We start from the raw sequence: 15,974 nt of genomic DNA, 5'->3' as shown, positions 1-15,974 counted from the left end.
GGTGAGCGATGCCCATCGACACGAACCTGCAGAAGAGGCAGTTCGTGCGGTCCGCAGACTCGTTGTGTACTGCCTCGGCGGCCGAGCAGAAGGTTCTCCCGGATTGGCACGAGCTGTTCGCCGCGCTGCGCGGGTGTGTGGCGAACACGCCGCAGGTGCATCCGGTGACGCGCTGTGCGTTGTGGCTGGCGCAGTTTCACGCCGCGGGGCGTGAGCATCCCGACGTGCCCGGTTTCGCGGGGACGTGCGCGGCGCTGGTCGCGTTCATCGATTCCTGGACGGTGCAACGGTGCCCCGCGCACTATCGCGGATCGGTCGGCGCGGTCGTCGACGACATGGCGCGGGGGCTGCTCGACGTGCTGGCGGCGTTGGACGCGGGCCGCGATATCGAACTCGTGCATCTGGCCTTGCTCGAAGTGGCCGAGCAAGCGGTCCGGTGGGCCGATCTCGTGGAGGAGGTGGCCCATGGTCAGTCACGCATCCCCGCACACCGATAAGGTGCGCGCCCGGCATTCACCGGGCCGCTGTCAACACCTCGCTCCACTGCATGGAATCGCTGCTGACGCACCGGAATCCGGTGTCGTCGTCGAGCATGGTGTGATCGGCGTCGTTGACCGCGGCGGGGGCGGCGCGGTCGTACGGGGACGTGAACGCCGATCCTTTCAACTCGTAGCGGCCGGGGGTGGATGCGCTGTCTGTCCATTCCCAGGTGTTGCCGCACAGGTCGTAGACCCCGTACGGGCTGACTCCGCTCTTGTAGCGATCGACCGGGGTGGTCGTGCCGACCTGCGAGCCCAGACAGTTGCATTTGGCCGGGGTGAGCTGGTTGCCCCACGGCCAGATCGCGCCCCGGGTTCCGCGGGCGGTCTTCTCCCACTCGGGTGCACTCGGGAGCCGTTTGCGCGCCCAGTGGGCGTAGGCGGTCGCATCGTCCCAGCTGACCCACACCACCGGATGAGTGAGAAGCTCAGGCGGTGGCCGGTTCCCGTGCCAGTGCCGCGGTGGCGTCCACTCGGTCGCGGCGACGAACCGCGCATAGTCGGCGTTGGTGGTCGGATACAGATCGACCCAGAATTCGGCGACCCATACCGGTTGTTCCTGCAATCCCGCGAGATAGATGCCCTCGGGGATCCGGGTCATGACCTTGCCGTCGATGGGGTGGCGGATGAGGGTCGGTTGCGCGGGCACCTGCGGATCGTGGGCGTGGCTCACCGAATCCGGCACAAGTCGACTGAAGCGGGCGCGTTCCTGGCTGTTCACGGTCTGCAACGAGGTATCCAGGGCCGCCTGGTTGACGGGGCGGGGGCGGATCGACGCACCGCCGGCTTCCCACTTCTCCACTCGCCGTTCGGGAACTCCGAGATGCGCGGCGAACTCCACGATGCTCATGCGGCGTGCTTCGCGCAGCGCTCGCACGTCCGCGCCGGTCCAGGTTCCGAGCATGGTGATCATGGGGTGCGGGTTCCCTTTCCCGTGCGATGGCGTAGAAGCGTAGTCGCAACGGGGCGGGGGATCGGTTCAGATCCGCTGTGGCGGAATGGAATCGTATTCCCGGCGCAAGGTGTCGATGAGGTCGTGCTCGACGGGGAAACGCGTGTCGTCGATGGCCGCGACGGCACGGACTCCGACCGCGGCGTTGGTGGCCACGACCGCGGCGACGGTGCCGAGGTGGGCGAGAGTGACCTTCTCGGTGAGCACTTCCTCGTCGCGGGCTTGGCTGATCAATCGCATGGTGGTGCCGGGCAGGACTTCCGCGTCGGGCCAGATCAGTTGACCCTCGCCGGTGATGAATCCGATGTTGCTGGTGGCGATTTCGGAGATCGTTCCGTCCGGCTCGGTGAACAGCACATCGTCGAACCCGGCACGCTGCGCACTCGCGCGCAGGTACATCGGCCCGAACAGGCCGGTGTGCTTGACCCGGGACATGTCACGGCGAAACACCACCGACTGCAACGTCAGTGGCGTCGGCGGCAGCTGCGGGGCCGCGCGGGTGGTGATGAGAATCTTCGGATCCGCCGGGGCGCCGGGGTGCGCCAGTTCCAGGCCCGGGTCGAACACGGTGACGCGGGCGACGAGCGGCCCAGCGGTGGCGGGCAGTGCGTGGCGTACCAGATCGCGCACCAGATCGGTGTCCAGGTCGGTGGCGAACACTTCGCGGCAATCACGTCGCAGCCGGTCCAGATGCAATGTCAGACCTCGCACGGCGCCGTCGATGACGCGCATGGACGTGAAATGTCCGTAGCCGACCAGTCCGAGGGGTGCGATCTCGGCGGTGGTGACCGGCACGCCATTGAGTTCCATGTGACCCAGTTTTGCACTGCCCCACCATCGCGCAGCGACCGATCGGTTCGAGGGACGGTGCAAAGACGGTGCAACGCGGGACAACGACGGTTCCGGGTTCGGGCATCGGTGCAGATGCTGAACAGCATGAGCAGCACAGATTCTCAGCGGCACGCCCGGTCGAACACGAGTCCGGTGCGTGAGGGCTGTGCCCGAGGTGGGCCTGCGACAGCGCGGGCCGGGCCGGCGGTGGCCGAGGCGAAGTGAGGGCCGGGGGTGCAGGAAGCGGGTCAGTACGAGGTGGAGGTGGATGACATGACCAGTACATGTATCGGCAGGATCGCTGTGCGAGAACACTTTTCACTCGACGATGAGCTGTTCGGGCCACCACCGGCACCCGGGCAGGTGTTATGGGATACCCCGCTGTGGCTCGGCGCGCATTCACTGATCAAAAACGTGACGACCTTCGCCGCTGACCTGGCCCCCCGATGGGCCGATGAGGATGTGGGGTGCGTGGTGAGTTCGGTCGTGGACTCGGTCGCCCTGCTACAGCGCTGGAACGCGGCGCGGCCGCCGGTCGCGCCGGTGGGGCGGTTGCGGGTGCGCTGGTCCGATCCGGGGGTGTTGGTGATCGAGGTGTGGGACGCGCGCCGCCCTCGCCCGCGTACACCCGAACTGGTCACGCGAGGCCCGGGATACCGGTATTACTCGATGGCTCGACTGCGTGTGCGATAGCTAGGCTTTCCCGATTCCCTGTTCCAACAGCCCAATCCCACTCTGGATGGAGAAATTTCAGTGGCACCCAAGCCGACGAAGGTGGACACCGTAGCCAACCTCGCCAAGCGCCGAGGTCTGGTGTACCCCAGCGGCGAGATCTACGGCGGTACCCGCTCGGCGTGGGATTACGGCCCACTCGGGGTGGAGCTGAAAGAGAACATCAAACGCCAGTGGTGGCGCTCGATGGTGACCGGCCGCGAGGACGTCGTCGGGCTGGACTCCTCGATCATCCTGCCGCGCCAGGTGTGGGTCGCGGCCGGTCACGTCGAAACCTTCAGTGACCCGCTGGTGGAATGCCTGAGCTGCCACAAGCGCCAGCGTCAGGATCATCTGCAGGAGGCGTACGCGGCCAAACACCGCGGCGTGGAACCGGATTCGGTGTCGATGCAGTTGGTGCCGTGCCCGAACTGTGGCGTGGTCGGTCAATGGACCGACCCCAAGCAGTTCTCGGGCTTGATGAAAACCTATCTGGGCCCGGTGGAATCGGAAGAGGGCATGCATTACTTGCGGCCCGAGACCGCGCAAGGCATCTTCGTGAACTTCGCGAACGTGCTGAACACCTCACGCATGAAGGTGCCGTTCGGTATCGGCCAGATCGGCAAGAGCTTCCGCAACGAGATCACCCCGGGCAATTTCATCTTCCGCACGCGCGAGTTCGAGCAGATGGAGATGGAGTTCTTCGTCAAACCTGGCGAACACGAGCGGTGGCACCAGTATTGGATCGACACCCGCCTGGCCTGGTACACCGCGCTCGGGATCGCACGCGAGAACCTGCGACTGTTCGAACACCCGAAAGAGAAGCTCTCGCACTACAGCGCCGGCACCACCGATATCGAGTACAAATTCGGGTTCGCGGGCAGCGAATGGGGCGAGCTCGAGGGCATCGCGAGCCGGACCGATTTCGACCTCACGGCGCACTCGCGGCATTCGGGCGCGGAGTTGACGTACTTCGACCAGGCAGCCGGTGAGCACTACACCCCGTACGTGATCGAACCCGCGGCCGGTTTGACCCGTTCGCTGATGGCGTTCCTGGTCGATGCCTACACCGTGGATCAGGCCCCGAACAGCAAGGGCGTCATGGAAGAACGGGTCAGTCTGCGCCTGGATCCGCGGTTGGCGCCTGTGAAGGTGGCGGTGCTGCCCCTCTCGCGCAACCCCGAACTCTCGCCCAAGGCGAAAGACCTCGCCGCGCAGCTGCGCACGTTCTGGAACGTCGATTTCGATGATGCCGGCCAGATCGGCAAACGGTATCGGCGACAGGACGAGATCGGTACGCCGTTCTGCATCACCGTCGATTTCGACACCCTCGACGATCACGCGGTGACGGTGCGCGAGCGCGATTCGATGGCGCAGGAGCGGATCGGCCTGGACCAGGTGCAGGGCTATCTCGCGGCCCGCCTGATCGGCGTCTGACCCGCCCGACACACCGCCACCGCCCCGAAGACAGGAAGTTTTCCGGTCTTCGGGGCGGTGGCGTCTCTAACGCATTTCGAGGGCGCAGATGTGGTCTTAGCGTGGGGTTTTCGATGCTTTTCGCACCTTGGAAGGAGGAAGCGATGGACGAGCAAGAGACCCCCACGAGCATGGAGCAGGCCGCCGGTGAGGCGGCGGCGTATGAGCCGCCGACGGTCGAGACGACCGAGAACCTGCCGCCGCAGTGCAGCTTCTAGAACGCTGAGACAGGGGACACCTTCCCCCGCGGTCACCGTGGGCACAGGTGTCCTCTTGCGTTTCACCCGCCCTTGAATCATTCCGTCTGCGCGCGAGGAGAACTCGGCCATGACCACCCCCATCCTTCCCGCACCGGCGGCGGTGCTCCGCCACCGGTTCACCCATCGCCCGGAACTGCGGCTGCTGTACGACACCCAGTCCGGGCTCGAACACCGCCTCAACGCCACCGCGAGCGCGTTCGTCGACGCGACTTTCCACACCATGGACCCGGTCGCGGTCCTGGCCGGCGGCTACGGGGTCGCGCGCGAGCAGATCGCCTCGGATCTGACGCTGTTCTGGTTCACCGTGTGCACCGCCCCTTCGCGCCGGCAATCGCGTCGACGTAGCGGGGACTCCGACGGCTGGGCGCGCACCGACGTGCCGTTCCCGCTCGCCCTGGAAGTAGAGCTGACGCGACAATGTAACTGGCACTGCGACTTTTGCTACAACGTGTGGAAGGTTCCCGACGACTACGGGATCCGCGGCCGCAGCGACACCACCGCCGATCCCGGCGCGCACATCACCATGGACACCGTGTGCGCGGTGATCGACCAGGCCGCGGCAGGGAACTGCCTGCGGATGCGATTCTCCGGTGGGGAACCCACGTTGCACCCGCAGTATCGCGAGATCATCACCGTGGCCGCGATGGCGGGCATGGATGTGGAGCTGTTCACCAACGGTGTGCGCATGACGGTCGACGAGGCGCACGACCTCGCGGCCCGGGGATTGCGGGTGGCGCTGTTCAGCGTCCACGGCCTCGAAGACACGCACAACGCGATGGCACGCAATCCGGCTGCGTCCGCCCAGGCGTGGCGCGGTATGCGCGCGGCGGTCACCGCGGGCCTGTCCACGGTCGCGGAGACCCTGGTGTGTGCGGACAACCTCGGGGAGATGCCGGAGCTCACGCGGCGGCTGGTCGATATCGGCGTGCACGATGTGAGTTTCATGCCGTATGTCCCGTACGGGCCCGCCGATTCGCGACGGCCGGTGCTGTTGCGGGCGTTGGCGGAGACGATCGATGAATGCCAAGCCTTGTTCGGCGGGTTGCGGGTGCGGGTGCCGTGCGCACCGCGCCATTGCCTCTCGACCGAACCGGTCGCGATCAGCGAACCGGTGCGCGAAGAGTTCGATTCCCATTGCGCGGCAGGGCTTTTGTGGGGCTCGGTGAGCTATGACGGCCGGTTTCGGCATTGCCCGCATTCGAGCGTGTACGCCGGAAAGGTCAGCGACGGCCTGGGCCGGGTGTGGCGAGAACGGATGGTGCCCACGGTCCGCCACGCGCTGGCCCCGACCGGGGCGTGCACCGGCTGTGGGCAACTGGCCGCCTGCGGTGGCGGCTGTCACCTGAGCAAAGTGACCCAGTACCCGGATACGAGCTCCATAGCGGCCCCTCGCGTGCTGCTGCCGTTGTCCGCGACCGGCGGCGTCGGCGGGTGCGCGCGATGAGTACCGGCGTCCTGGACGAGCGCGCCACGCGGCTGCTGCAGCGTCTCACGCTGATCGGTGAGGAGGTCCTGCATGACCGGACCTCAGGGCGAAAACACGTGCTCAACAGGACTTCTCGCATGTTCTGGCGGATGGTGTGCGAGTACGGCACCGGCTCGGTCGCCGCGGCCGCGCTCGCCACGCACTTCGGGATCGGGATAGAGCGCGCGAGCGCGGATCTGAACGGGTTCCTCGACCAGATCGACCAAGGCCAGCAGTGCGCGGGCAGCATTCTGCCCGGCGCGAATCACGCGGTCCTGGAACCGACGGCCGCATGCAACGGACAGTGCCCGCACTGCTATCACGGCACTCGCAACGATCACTGGCCTCCCGAGGAGATCGCCTCGATCCTGGGCAAGGTGAAGGCCGAGGGCCTGCGATCGGTGAGCATCACCGGCGGGGAAGTGTTCAGCGCGCACTACGCTGCCCGGTTCTTCGATCTGGCACGGCAACTCGGTGAGCAGGGCATCACCGTGGCGAGCGTGTCGACCAATGCCACGTTCTTGTCCGAACAGATCCGCGACCGGATCATGCGGGAGTTGCCGCGGTCGGTGGTGTTCCGGATCAGTCTCGATGCGTTGCGCTCGGATCTGCTGGACCGGATCCGGCCCGGCTATCGACACCTGGTCGACCCGTACGCGCCGATCCGCGACCTGTCCGAGGCCGGATTTCCGTTGGTGTTCACCACGAACATCTGGTCGCAACCGGTGTCGGAGCTCCTCGCGATCGGGGACTACCTGCGCGACTATGAACAGGTACAGGCGTGGAACGTGCGGGTGGCGGTGCCGGTGCATCACGGGGCCGGGGAACGCACCCGCACCGCGGCACGCAAGCGGCAGCTGTTCGGGCTGCGCCCGGATGTGCGACTTCCGTTGCGGCACTTCGCGGCGCTGCTGATCGAGCACGCCCAATGCCGGTACCCGTTCCCGGTGCGGATGGGAAACTACCTGGCCACCAGCCTGCTCGAGCACCCGCAAGCCCTGACCGCGATGGGGCCGGGGCATCCGTGCCGCGAGGACGAGCACCTCGTGACCGTCAAAGCCGACGGCGCGATCACCCAATGCCCCATCCTGACCGAACTCGCACCCGAACTGACCGCGGGCTCGATCCTCGAGGAGGACGCGACCGGGTTCATGCACCGGCTGCCCCTGGCCGGTCTGCACACCGACACCATGGCGTGCTCCACGTGTCCGGTGTTCGCGGTGTGCGGGGGCGGATGCCGCCTGTATTCGATGGCCCACGACGGGGGCCTGCTGGGCTGCGACGAGCCGGCGCGGGCACTGCTGGTGTGGATCCTGGTCGACCCGACCGGGATCCTGCGCGCTCACTGGCCGGACTATCACGCCCGGATGCGCGCGCTCGTCGGCGATATCGACCTCGACGGCCTGTACAACGCGCATGTAGCCGGGTGGGACTCGTGAGCGGCATGGACCTGGTCCAGGTCGGGACCGTCCACACGCCGTACGCGCGGGTCGCGGACTGCCCGCGCTGGCCATGGACACAATCGGTGATCAGCACACTGCGCATCGATGCGACGTATGTCGGCTGCGTGGAGGGAGTGCGGGCGGGTATTCGCGCTCATGTGTTGTGGTGGGCCGCGCTCGCGGATCGTTCGGTGACACGGCGCCACATGGCCGCGGCGGGTCCGTTGACGGGGGTGATGGCCAGTCGTGGTGTGGCCCGGCCCAATCCGATCGGCCTGACCCTCGTGGACGTCGTGGCCGTGGCCGCCGATGGACTCTCGATCGAGGTGCGGGGCATGGACTGCGTCACCGGCTCCCCGCTGCTGGACATCAAACCCGCTCTCACACTGCCCACCTACCAGTAGAGAAAGAAGGTATCCACGATGCTCGCGGCACCGGTGACGTCCTTGTCCCACGCGCGAAACCAACTGTACGAGCGAGGATTCGCGGTCATCGAAGAGGTACTCGCGCGCGAGCAGGTCGCGCGGATTGCGCAGGTCGCGATGGATGTGGCCGAGCAGGAGATGGTGAAAAATCCCGGCTCGGCGTTCACCGTCGACCGCGGGATCGATGGTGCGCTCGCGCCCCGAAAGATCGACTATCCGTTTCTCAAGCATCCCGCGTTTCGGGAGTTCGTTCTCCACCCGCGACTGCAGGAGCTCGCGGACACAGTGCTGGGTGAGCCCGCGTTCCTGATGCGGGACCAGTTGTTCGCCAAACCACCGCATTTCGGGTCGTCCAAGCCCTACCACCAGGAAAACGCCAGCCTGGGTTACGCCCCGGCCGACGGCATGATCGTGATGTGGGTGGCCCTGGACGACGCGACACTGGACAACGGGTGTTTGCGGGTCATCGACCGATCCCACCGTGCGCTGCTGGCCCACAGCCCTCAGCCCGGCGCGAGTTACAACCATGTCCCGCAGTCGGATTCGATCGATGTGCGCCGGGAGATGCTGCTGCCGGTGCGGGCCGGCGGGGTGGTGGTGCTGCATTCGCAGGTGTTGCACTGCTCGGCGGTGAACAACTCCCCGCAATGGCGGCGCGCGTACTCCTCGCACTGGGTGGTGTCCTCGATCGCGTGTCGAACCAACGCGCAGCGGTTCGGCTACAGCCGCACCGCCGGGGGCGGGCAAGGCCTGCGGTTCCGGGCCCCGTAACCCCCATATGTTCTCGACCGGCTCGCTGTGAATCCGCTTCGCGCGGTGGGGTCGGTGGTGATCTTCACCCATCCCCATATCTGCGCCGAGGACTCGGCCGCGCTCGTCACGGACATGTCCGACACGGCCGGCCCGGGCCCCGGCGGTGTGCTCGGGGCTCGGCACTGCCGTGCCACTTGCGCACCTGCGTGAGGTGATCCACCAGCAGCAGTACGGGCGCGAATGGTTCGATGACGAAGCGCCCCAACACATCCGCGAAATACCGGCATTCCGGATCGACCGCACCCCGGTGACGAACATCGACTTCCACGCGTTCGTCACCGCGACCGGATACCGCACCGGCGCCGAAGCGCGCGGCTTCGGGCTGATGTACGGGGCCACCTACTGGCAGACCGACCCGCGGGTGTGCTGGCACACCCCGGCGCCGGGGATCGACGCGGTCACCGACCGGCCCGAGCATCCGGTGCTGCACGTGAACGTCAGCGATGCCGAAGCGTACGCGCGGTGGGCCGGCAAACGGCTACCGACCGAGATCGAATGGGAGTACGCCGCACACGGACCGGCGTGGGCACCGTACCCGTGGGGAGCGGACTGGAACGCCGATGCCCTTGCGTGCGCGGAGCATTGGGCCGGGACGCTGCACAACCTGGACGAGTGGAGTACCTGGTGGCGCGCGCGATACAGCCACCAGGGCCCGAATCCGGGGACCACGCCGGTGGGTGCGTTCTCCCCGATAGGAGACAGCCCGTACGGGGTGGCCGATATGGCGGGCAATGTCGCGGAGTGGACCGCGAGCGAGTACACCCCGTATGCCTGTGGGACACAGATCGATCCGGCGTTGTCCGCTGCTATGCTGCTGCGCTATCGCGTGGTACGTGGCGGCGGATGGAAACACATGCGGTGGCAGACCCGCACCACCGAACGCATCGCCTGTGTGTCGAACTATTCCTCCTTCGAAATCGGTTTCCGCTGCGCCGCCGATGACCGCCCGAACACGACACCAGAGGGGTACCAATGCGCGTAATCATCACCGGCGGGGCCGGATTCATCGGCTCGCATCTGCTGGACCGGCTCGTGGAGGGCGGGCACCGGATCAGCGTGATCGACAACCTGTCCTCCGGTGACAAATCCCGCGTGCCCGATACAGTCACCCTGCATCAGGTGGATATTCGTGACGCGGGCGCGGTCGCGGACATCGTGGCGAGCGAGCGACCCGAGGTGATCTTCCACCTGGCCGCGCAGATCAGCGTGCGGCACTCGGTGTCCGAGCCGCTGATGGACGCGCACACCAACGTGCTGGGCACCATGAACCTGATCGAGGCCGCCCGCCCGGTCGGTGCACGGATCATCATGGCCTCCACCGGCGGCGCCATGTACGGCGACGGCGTGCCGATGCCCACCCCGGAAACACAGATACCCAAAACCCAAGCCCCGTACGGTATCTCGAAGTACTGCGCCGAGCAGTACCTGTCCCTGGACAACCGCCTGCACGGTGGTGCGCATGTGTCGCTGCGGCTGGGCAATGCGTTCGGGCCGCGTCAGGACCCGCACGGGGAGGCCGGGGTGGTCGCGATCTTCTGCGGTCTGATCGCGCGCGGGCAGACCCCGACGATCTTCGGCGACGGCACCCAGACCCGCGATTACGTGTATGTCGCGGACGTGGTGCGCGCGTTCTTGGCCGCGGCGCAGTACACCGGGAACGAATCGGTGCTGAACATCGGCACCGGCCGCGGTACCAGCGTGCGGGAACTGCTGGAGGCGGTCAACGCTGCCGCGGGCACCGCCATCACCGCTGAGCACGCGCCCGCCCGGGCGGGGGAGTGGAAGCACGGTGCCCTGGATTCGGGCTTGGCCGCTCGTGAGCTGGGGTGGCATTCGAGCACCAGTATCGCCGAAGGCATCGCCCTGACCTATCAGCAACTCACGGCCTAGACCACCGTCGTCGAGGCTCGACCCCCCCTCAAGGGTGGGGTTGAGCCTCGACGTGTGTGAGGAGGCCTGCGATCTCGGATCGGAGCATCATGTTCGTGGATTGGGCTCGACACACTCTGCTGGTTCTGGCTCTGCATCCCGATGACGAGGCGATCGGCTGCGGGGGATTGATCAGCCGTGTACTCGGTGCGGGCGGGCGCGTGTTCGTGCTGTGGGTGACGATCGCCGATATCGCGGACTTCTCCGAGGCCGGGGGCTCGAGCGCGGCCCAGCGCCGCGAGGAAATGCGCCGCGCGCACGCTTTCTGGCCGTTGACCGGCAGCCACCTGGCCTTGCCCGGGCAGGACTACAACCTGCGCCTGGACACCGTGCCGCGTGCGGAATTGATCGGCCTGATCGAACGCGGTGAGCATCCGTTGTCGCTGGCGGCGCTGGCCCCGACCGTCGTGGCGATCCCGGACCCGTCCAGCTACAACCAGGATCATGCCGCTCTCGGGACCGCGGCGATCACGGCGCTGCGTCCAGGCCCTGATACCTACCGGCACCAGCCGAGTCTGGTGCCGGGCTATGAAGAGGTCGGCGACTGCTGGAACGGCGGTCGTCCCGGGCCCGCACCGCAGATGTTCGTGGAATTGAGCGAACACGACCTCGACCGCAAAATCGGCGGCCTGGCAGCGCACGCCAGTCAATGCCGACCGCACCCGCACACCCGCTCCGAACACGCGCTGCGCGCGCTGGCGGCCGTGCGGGGAGCACAAAGCGGATACGCCTTCGCCGAGGCGTTCCACTGCCTTCGTGTACGTGCCTGAAACCCCTGCTGCGGCAACCGGATAGAAGGACTTCTTGTGATGAGCCAGGACCGGATCCCTGTCGGAAGCGACGTGTTCGGGCAAGCACTGCTGGACGAGCACGAGGTCGGCGGTATCTGCGAGATCACCGAACGCGACGACGGATACATCACCGCCCGGCCTATCGACCGCTACTTCCAGCCGTACTCGCAGTGGCCGGAGCTGGAACGGTACGCGATCGACCGCTGCGGTGGTCGCGTCCTGGACGTGGGTGCGGGGGCGGGGCGCGCCGCGCTGGAGCTGCAGGATCGTGGCCTGGACGTGCTGTGCGTGGACCATTCGCCGGCCGCGATCGAGGTGTGTCGTCGGCGCGGGGTCAGGCACAGCTTCCTGGGGAGCGTCGGTGATCTGCCCGCGCAATCGACGATGTTCTCCTCTGTCCTGGTGTTGGGGGGCACGCTGGGTTTTCTCGGCAGTCCCGCCGCTGCTACCCAATTCCTCACCACGACAGCAGCTTTCACCGCGCCGGGCGCACGGCTGTTCGGTCTCGGCACCGACCCCTACGTGAGCTCTGACGATGCCCACCAGCGCTACTACGAACGCAACCTGCGCGAGGGCCGCCTGGGCGGACAATTGCATCTGCGCCTGCGCCACCGCGCTACCACCACGGCGTGGTTCGACTTCTGGATGGCCACGATCGATGAACTCGAGGCGGTGGTGGCCTCCACGCCCTGGACACTGGAATCGGTGCAGCGCGAAGGCGCGCGGTATCTGGTGGTACTGGCTAGGCAGTGACGTGCTGTTCCCGGGGTCCTCGAGACGAGGAGAAGAGTGTTCGAGGACCTGCCTCCCTCGTGGTAACCAGCAGCGTTCAGGGGATTCGACTACTGCGTGAACTCCGGAGCCCGGTACGGGTCGCGCTGACACGGACAGTCCGGATCCAGCGGGGGCCTGTAATCCACTGCGCCACAGCGGCATCGCGTAAGCCGGTGACCCCCTCGCATGCCTGGAACCGGGCACGACAGCCAGCCGATGAGCGCGGCTCCGGGCGCGAGCACGTTGTGTCCGTTGGCGCAGCGCACCAGTTGCGGTTCGACGTAGCGTCCGTCCGGGAGTTTCACGAGTGCGCCCGGATCCACGACGCGGCCCTCGGCGACGTAGATCGGGCGGTAGTGCCGGGGTTCGCGATTGTCCGCCACGCCCTGCACCATATCGGACATATGTTCGATTATTCTCGCCGTCATGGTGTCCAAGGGTGATCGAGTGCGACCAACAGCCGGTGCGGTGAGTGTGGTCGAGGTGAGGGAAGATCCGGTCGAGGGCGACACGTACGTGCTGGTCCAAGCGGTAGAGGCGTATTCGGGCGAGGATGAGGACGTCGCGGGCAGAGCGGCGGCGGGCCGGTATCCGTTCCGCACGCCGATCGCGTATCTGGTGCCGGCCGATCCGGCGTGACACCGCGCGGGGCCCGGGAGCGGGGAAGCGTCCGGGCCCCGCGTGGTGTGGTGAACACCCGGCGCCCCTTGCGTGTGGTGTGGGTTTCGCTGGCTGGCGTGGGCCGATACGCTGGTGGGCATGACCGATCGGGACATGCACATGTCGCTGCCGCAGGAGGTAGTGCAACAGCTGCGCTCCGCGCTGGACGCGGCCGCGCCTGCTCCGAACGCGGCCGAGCGGGACGAGGCCTTGGCCGCGATCACCCGCCTGGCCGGTGGGAAGGTCGATCCGGCTTCCCTCGAGCGGGCCTACAGGCTGTTCGGGCACGACCCGGAAGGCGGGTCGGGTACGCCGCACGTCGGCGCCGCATGAGCTCAGCTGCTGTGGGCGGCGTGGTATTCGACCGCGCTGCGGTGATCGCGTGGGCTCAGCAAGCCCCGTATGCCCTCGCGGTGGGTTTCGCGAGTATCGAACTCAACAGCGTCATCTTGATACCCACCACCGCACTGGCCGAGGCACGCGCACTGGTGCCTGCGGACAAGCGCGCGGTGCTCGATGTGCTCCTCGGGCTGCCGAACACCGTGGTCCTGGACTTGGACCAGGCCGGTGCGATCGTGGTCTCGGAAGTGCTGGCCGCCGCCCCGCAGGTGCGCGAGGGGTTGTCCGCGGCGCAGGTCGCGGCCGCGGGAGTCGGACGCGACTATCCGGTGTTGACCAGTCGGGGACCGGTCTTGCGGGAGCTGGATCCGCGGGTGCTGGTGGACGAGTTGCCCTGATCGTGAGGTCATGATGGGCATCGACAAGCTCGAGGATCTACGCGATAACCGCGAGGAGATCCTCGACGAGCTGAGCAAGGCGACCGATCCGAAGGAAATCGTCTACTGGACGCGCCAGGCCGCCGAGGTCGAGGACGCGATCAGCGCAGAACTGGATCGCCGTGGCCGTATCGCACACCAGCAGGTCCGCGACCGCCCCGCACCGCCCCGCCGACCGGGCCCGGACCGCCTCTTCTGATCAGATCGGTGCAGGTCAACGCCGATTGTGGCGTGGACGCGCGCTGGTGACGCGTGCGATGCTGATCGTGTGGTCGCGGGGCTCGGCGACGAAGACGAGCCGGAGGACGCCGTCGCTGAGACGGCTCCGACCGGGCTCTTGCCCATGTCCCGGGTACGCCCGGCCGCGATCGCGGTGCCGATCACCGATATCGCGCATTTGGCGGCGGCCGCGCTCGCGCGCGGGGAGACCGATCGGGTGATCATGGTGGATCTGGGGGATCCGCCGTTGATTCGGACGCCGGGGCGGGTGGCCAATCAGTGGCTCGGGAGCGGGGTGTTCGCGGCGTTGCCGATCCCGTGCGTGTGGTGCGGGTGGTGGAAGGACGGGGCGTGCGAATGCCCACCGGATCCACCACTGTGGTGACCGAACCTGTTCCGAGAGAACACGGTTCGGTCCTCCTCGGGTTACGGGATCGAGGGGTGGGCAGCTCGAAGGTGACCGTGCTGGGCTGGTGGACGGTGTCATTCGCGAATGGCAGTACGTCAGTGCGAGGGATCGTGGTCTGCGGGCTGGCTGTAGAAGATTGATTCAAGTGATTGACGTAGTGGGCGATCCAGTGGCTTTCCACCGGTGTCGAGGCCAGGCGCAGGATTGTCTGCGAATCCGGCGATCTGCTCGGATCTCCCGTCGGCGGTGGTAGCCCAGACCTGAGTGTCGGCCGGCCGCCAGATGACCACCGTATCGGGGTAATGGCTGAGTTCGGCCAGCATCGCATCGGGTCCGCGGAAGGCGAGGACGACTTTGCCTTCCCCTGGAAACTCGTATTGCATTGCCTCCGGCTCGATCACGATGGTGAACCGGTGGCTGTCGGGCGGAGCCGACACCGCGAGCTGAAACTCCATCCGCCAATCATGCCGCAACACAGAACGCACTACGTTGCCGCCGATCGCGCGCGGTGGACTGGGCGAAAACGTTCGTATCTGTCCCACGAACGCGCATCCGCCGCGCGCTCACGAACTCGCTGGGAACCGTTCGGCGGTGTGTGCGTCGAATACGGGTATGGACTTCGATGAGCGCGAAGAGTTGCGGGCCCGGGGAATCCGCCCGGACGACCTGCGCGAACAGCTTCGCGTGGCATACATGCGATATGTGATGTGGCGCAACGGTATTCCACTGCCGCCGATACGGACGACGCGGTGGCGCCGAACCGGTTACGCGTGGCAGCCCGGGGACCTGGAATAGGTCGTGACCGCCACGACCGGTCGTGCATGATGGGCTCATGCCGATCGCAGACGACGCTGCCGCCGTCGCACAGAATGCCGCCTACGCGATGATCGCACGAGCGGTCCCGCTGCGGGAGTGCCCGCAGTTGCAGGTCGTGCTGTACGACGAGCTGGGTCTTACTCCGATCAGCGATGAATGCCGCACGGACACAGACACTCTCATGAGCCTGTACGCGCGCACCGGGCACCCGTTCCTCGGCCATGTCCTGACCTACCGTCGCACCGCCGGGCCCGCTGTCGCCGGCACGAGCAGTGGTGATCGGCCCGATGATGCGGAGCTCGACGCGGCGGCGCAAACGCTCGGTTTCGTCGCGGAGGTCAGCCGGACGATCCGCAGGTTGTAACCGGCTTCGCGTTCTTCGGTGATCGACTCACGCTGCGGTGAACAGGCTCATTTGAATCCCGCGGGGATGGCGCGCGTGCGCGGCGGCCGCGGCCACTACGTGCGTGCGCCAGCGCATCGCGTACCGCGGGCAGTTCGAGCACGACTTGTGGGCGCACCCGGGCAAGGGCGCGTCGTACAACGCCGCTTTGCTCCACGCCATGGAATCGCTCGAGTGCAGCAGGGATCCGTACATTCCCAGGCCTTCGGCCTTCACCCCGAAACCGGGTGTGGACGGGTTGCGGCGGTGGCCGGGCCGTGATAGCTAGCTAGATATCTATCTA

At 66.9% G+C, this 15,974-nt stretch carries 22 protein-coding genes; 17 read left to right on the top strand and 5 right to left on the bottom strand.

Annotated elements, in window-relative coordinates; genetic code table 11:
• The first annotated feature begins 8 nt into the window (after nt 1-8).
• A complete protein-coding gene (locus tag NJ1_RS16515) occupies nt 9-497 on the top strand; it encodes a hypothetical protein (protein WP_067694539.1) in 489 nt (162 codons plus the stop codon).
• A gap of 16 nt (nt 498-513) precedes the next feature.
• Here NJ1_RS16515 and NJ1_RS16510 read toward each other — a convergent pair whose 3' ends face one another.
• Both NJ1_RS16510 and NJ1_RS16505 read right to left on the bottom strand, forming a co-directional pair.
• A complete protein-coding gene (locus NJ1_RS16510; RefSeq protein WP_084478367.1) occupies nt 514-1,452 on the bottom strand; it encodes an SUMF1/EgtB/PvdO family nonheme iron enzyme in 939 nt (312 codons plus the stop codon).
• 66 nt (nt 1,453-1,518) lie between these two features.
• Nucleotides 1,519-2,301, bottom strand: a complete 783-nt coding sequence (locus NJ1_RS16505) for an aminotransferase class IV (protein WP_067694536.1) — start codon at nt 2,299-2,301, stop codon at nt 1,519-1,521.
• Between the two features lie 294 nt (nt 2,302-2,595).
• Between NJ1_RS16505 and NJ1_RS16500 the strand changes: the two genes are divergently transcribed.
• The 10 genes from NJ1_RS16500 to NJ1_RS16455 all read left to right on the top strand — a co-directional run bounded on the left by NJ1_RS16500 (nt 2,596) and on the right by NJ1_RS16455 (nt 12,387).
• Nucleotides 2,596-3,015: a hypothetical protein gene (locus NJ1_RS16500; RefSeq protein ID WP_157574032.1), complete on the top strand. Its 420-nt coding sequence runs from the start codon at nt 2,596-2,598 to the stop codon at nt 3,013-3,015.
• Between the two features lie 60 nt (nt 3,016-3,075).
• Entirely contained in the window at nt 3,076-4,470 is a 1,395-nt protein-coding gene (locus NJ1_RS16495; RefSeq protein WP_067694530.1) for a glycine--tRNA ligase, read from the top strand.
• A gap of 366 nt (nt 4,471-4,836) precedes the next feature.
• A complete protein-coding gene (locus NJ1_RS16490; protein WP_067694527.1) occupies nt 4,837-6,213 on the top strand; it encodes a radical SAM protein in 1,377 nt (458 codons plus the stop codon).
• A complete protein-coding gene (locus tag NJ1_RS16485) occupies nt 6,210-7,673 on the top strand; it encodes a radical SAM/SPASM domain-containing protein (protein ID WP_157574031.1) in 1,464 nt (487 codons plus the stop codon). Before NJ1_RS16490 ends, NJ1_RS16485 begins: the two co-directional genes overlap by 4 nt.
• Nucleotides 7,674-7,678: 5 nt before the next feature.
• A complete protein-coding gene (locus NJ1_RS16480) occupies nt 7,679-8,080 on the top strand; it encodes a TrmO family methyltransferase domain-containing protein (protein ID WP_245717420.1) in 402 nt (133 codons plus the stop codon).
• Between the two features lie 18 nt (nt 8,081-8,098).
• Entirely contained in the window at nt 8,099-8,872 is a 774-nt protein-coding gene (locus NJ1_RS16475; RefSeq protein ID WP_067694519.1) for a phytanoyl-CoA dioxygenase family protein, read from the top strand.
• 169 nt (nt 8,873-9,041) lie between these two features.
• Complete coding sequence (locus NJ1_RS16470; protein WP_169813160.1) at nt 9,042-9,896, top strand: formylglycine-generating enzyme family protein; 855 nt, start codon at nt 9,042-9,044, stop codon at nt 9,894-9,896.
• Complete coding sequence (locus NJ1_RS16465) at nt 9,887-10,804, top strand: NAD-dependent epimerase/dehydratase family protein (RefSeq protein WP_067694513.1); 918 nt, start codon at nt 9,887-9,889, stop codon at nt 10,802-10,804. Before NJ1_RS16470 ends, NJ1_RS16465 begins: the two co-directional genes overlap by 10 nt.
• Nucleotides 10,805-10,899: 95 nt before the next feature.
• Nucleotides 10,900-11,613, top strand: coding sequence for a PIG-L deacetylase family protein (locus NJ1_RS16460; protein WP_169813159.1), 714 nt, complete (start codon nt 10,900-10,902; stop codon nt 11,611-11,613).
• Nucleotides 11,614-11,652: 39 nt separating this feature from the next.
• Nucleotides 11,653-12,387: a class I SAM-dependent methyltransferase gene (locus NJ1_RS16455; RefSeq protein WP_067694508.1), complete on the top strand. Its 735-nt coding sequence runs from the start codon at nt 11,653-11,655 to the stop codon at nt 12,385-12,387.
• Nucleotides 12,388-12,476: 89 nt separating this feature from the next.
• On the opposite strand, the gene NJ1_RS16450 is transcribed toward NJ1_RS16455, so the two are convergent.
• Nucleotides 12,477-12,812 (bottom strand): hypothetical protein, encoded by a 336-nt coding sequence (locus NJ1_RS16450; protein WP_067694505.1) that lies wholly within the window; start codon nt 12,810-12,812, stop codon nt 12,477-12,479.
• A 22-nt stretch (nt 12,813-12,834) separates the two neighbouring features.
• On the opposite strand from NJ1_RS16450, the gene NJ1_RS16445 reads away from it, so the two are divergent.
• The 5 genes from NJ1_RS16445 (at nt 12,835) to NJ1_RS16425 (ending at nt 14,448) form a co-directional block, all read left to right on the top strand.
• The gene (locus NJ1_RS16445) at nt 12,835-13,047 is read left to right on the top strand and encodes a hypothetical protein (protein WP_067694502.1); all 213 of its coding nucleotides are present in this window, start codon (nt 12,835-12,837) and stop codon (nt 13,045-13,047) included.
• Nucleotides 13,048-13,167: 120 nt separating this feature from the next.
• Nucleotides 13,168-13,401 carry a hypothetical protein gene (locus NJ1_RS16440; RefSeq protein ID WP_067694499.1) on the top strand — a complete coding sequence of 78 codons (234 nt, stop codon included), beginning with the start codon at nt 13,168-13,170 and terminating at the stop codon, nt 13,399-13,401.
• The gene (locus NJ1_RS16435; protein WP_157574030.1) at nt 13,398-13,805 is read left to right on the top strand and encodes a hypothetical protein; all 408 of its coding nucleotides are present in this window, start codon (nt 13,398-13,400) and stop codon (nt 13,803-13,805) included. Before NJ1_RS16440 ends, NJ1_RS16435 begins: the two co-directional genes overlap by 4 nt.
• 10 nt (nt 13,806-13,815) lie before the next feature.
• The gene (locus NJ1_RS16430) at nt 13,816-14,043 is read left to right on the top strand and encodes a hypothetical protein (protein ID WP_157574029.1); all 228 of its coding nucleotides are present in this window, start codon (nt 13,816-13,818) and stop codon (nt 14,041-14,043) included.
• 69 nt (nt 14,044-14,112) lie between these two features.
• Nucleotides 14,113-14,448, top strand: coding sequence for a hypothetical protein (locus NJ1_RS16425; RefSeq protein WP_067694490.1), 336 nt, complete (start codon nt 14,113-14,115; stop codon nt 14,446-14,448).
• 119 nt (nt 14,449-14,567) lie between these two features.
• Here the strand turns inward: NJ1_RS16425 and NJ1_RS16420 are convergent, their stop codons facing one another.
• On the bottom strand, nt 14,568-14,927 hold the full coding sequence (locus NJ1_RS16420; RefSeq protein WP_067694487.1) for a hypothetical protein: 360 nt from the start codon (nt 14,925-14,927) through the stop codon (nt 14,568-14,570).
• Between the two features lie 377 nt (nt 14,928-15,304).
• On the opposite strand from NJ1_RS16420, the gene NJ1_RS16410 reads away from it, so the two are divergent.
• Entirely contained in the window at nt 15,305-15,652 is a 348-nt protein-coding gene (locus NJ1_RS16410; protein ID WP_067694481.1) for a hypothetical protein, read from the top strand.
• Between the two features lie 27 nt (nt 15,653-15,679).
• Here the strand turns inward: NJ1_RS16410 and NJ1_RS41175 are convergent, their stop codons facing one another.
• Nucleotides 15,680-15,907, bottom strand: coding sequence for a deazapurine DNA modification protein DpdA family protein (locus NJ1_RS41175; RefSeq protein ID WP_067694478.1), 228 nt, complete (start codon nt 15,905-15,907; stop codon nt 15,680-15,682).
• Between the last annotated feature and the right edge of the window lie 67 nt (nt 15,908-15,974).

The sequence above is a fragment of the Nocardia jejuensis NBRC 103114 genome (genome assembly GCF_001613145.1).
GTDB lineage: Bacteria > Actinomycetota > Actinomycetes > Mycobacteriales > Mycobacteriaceae > Nocardia > Nocardia jejuensis.
This window is presented reverse-complemented; position numbering and strand designations above follow the sequence as displayed.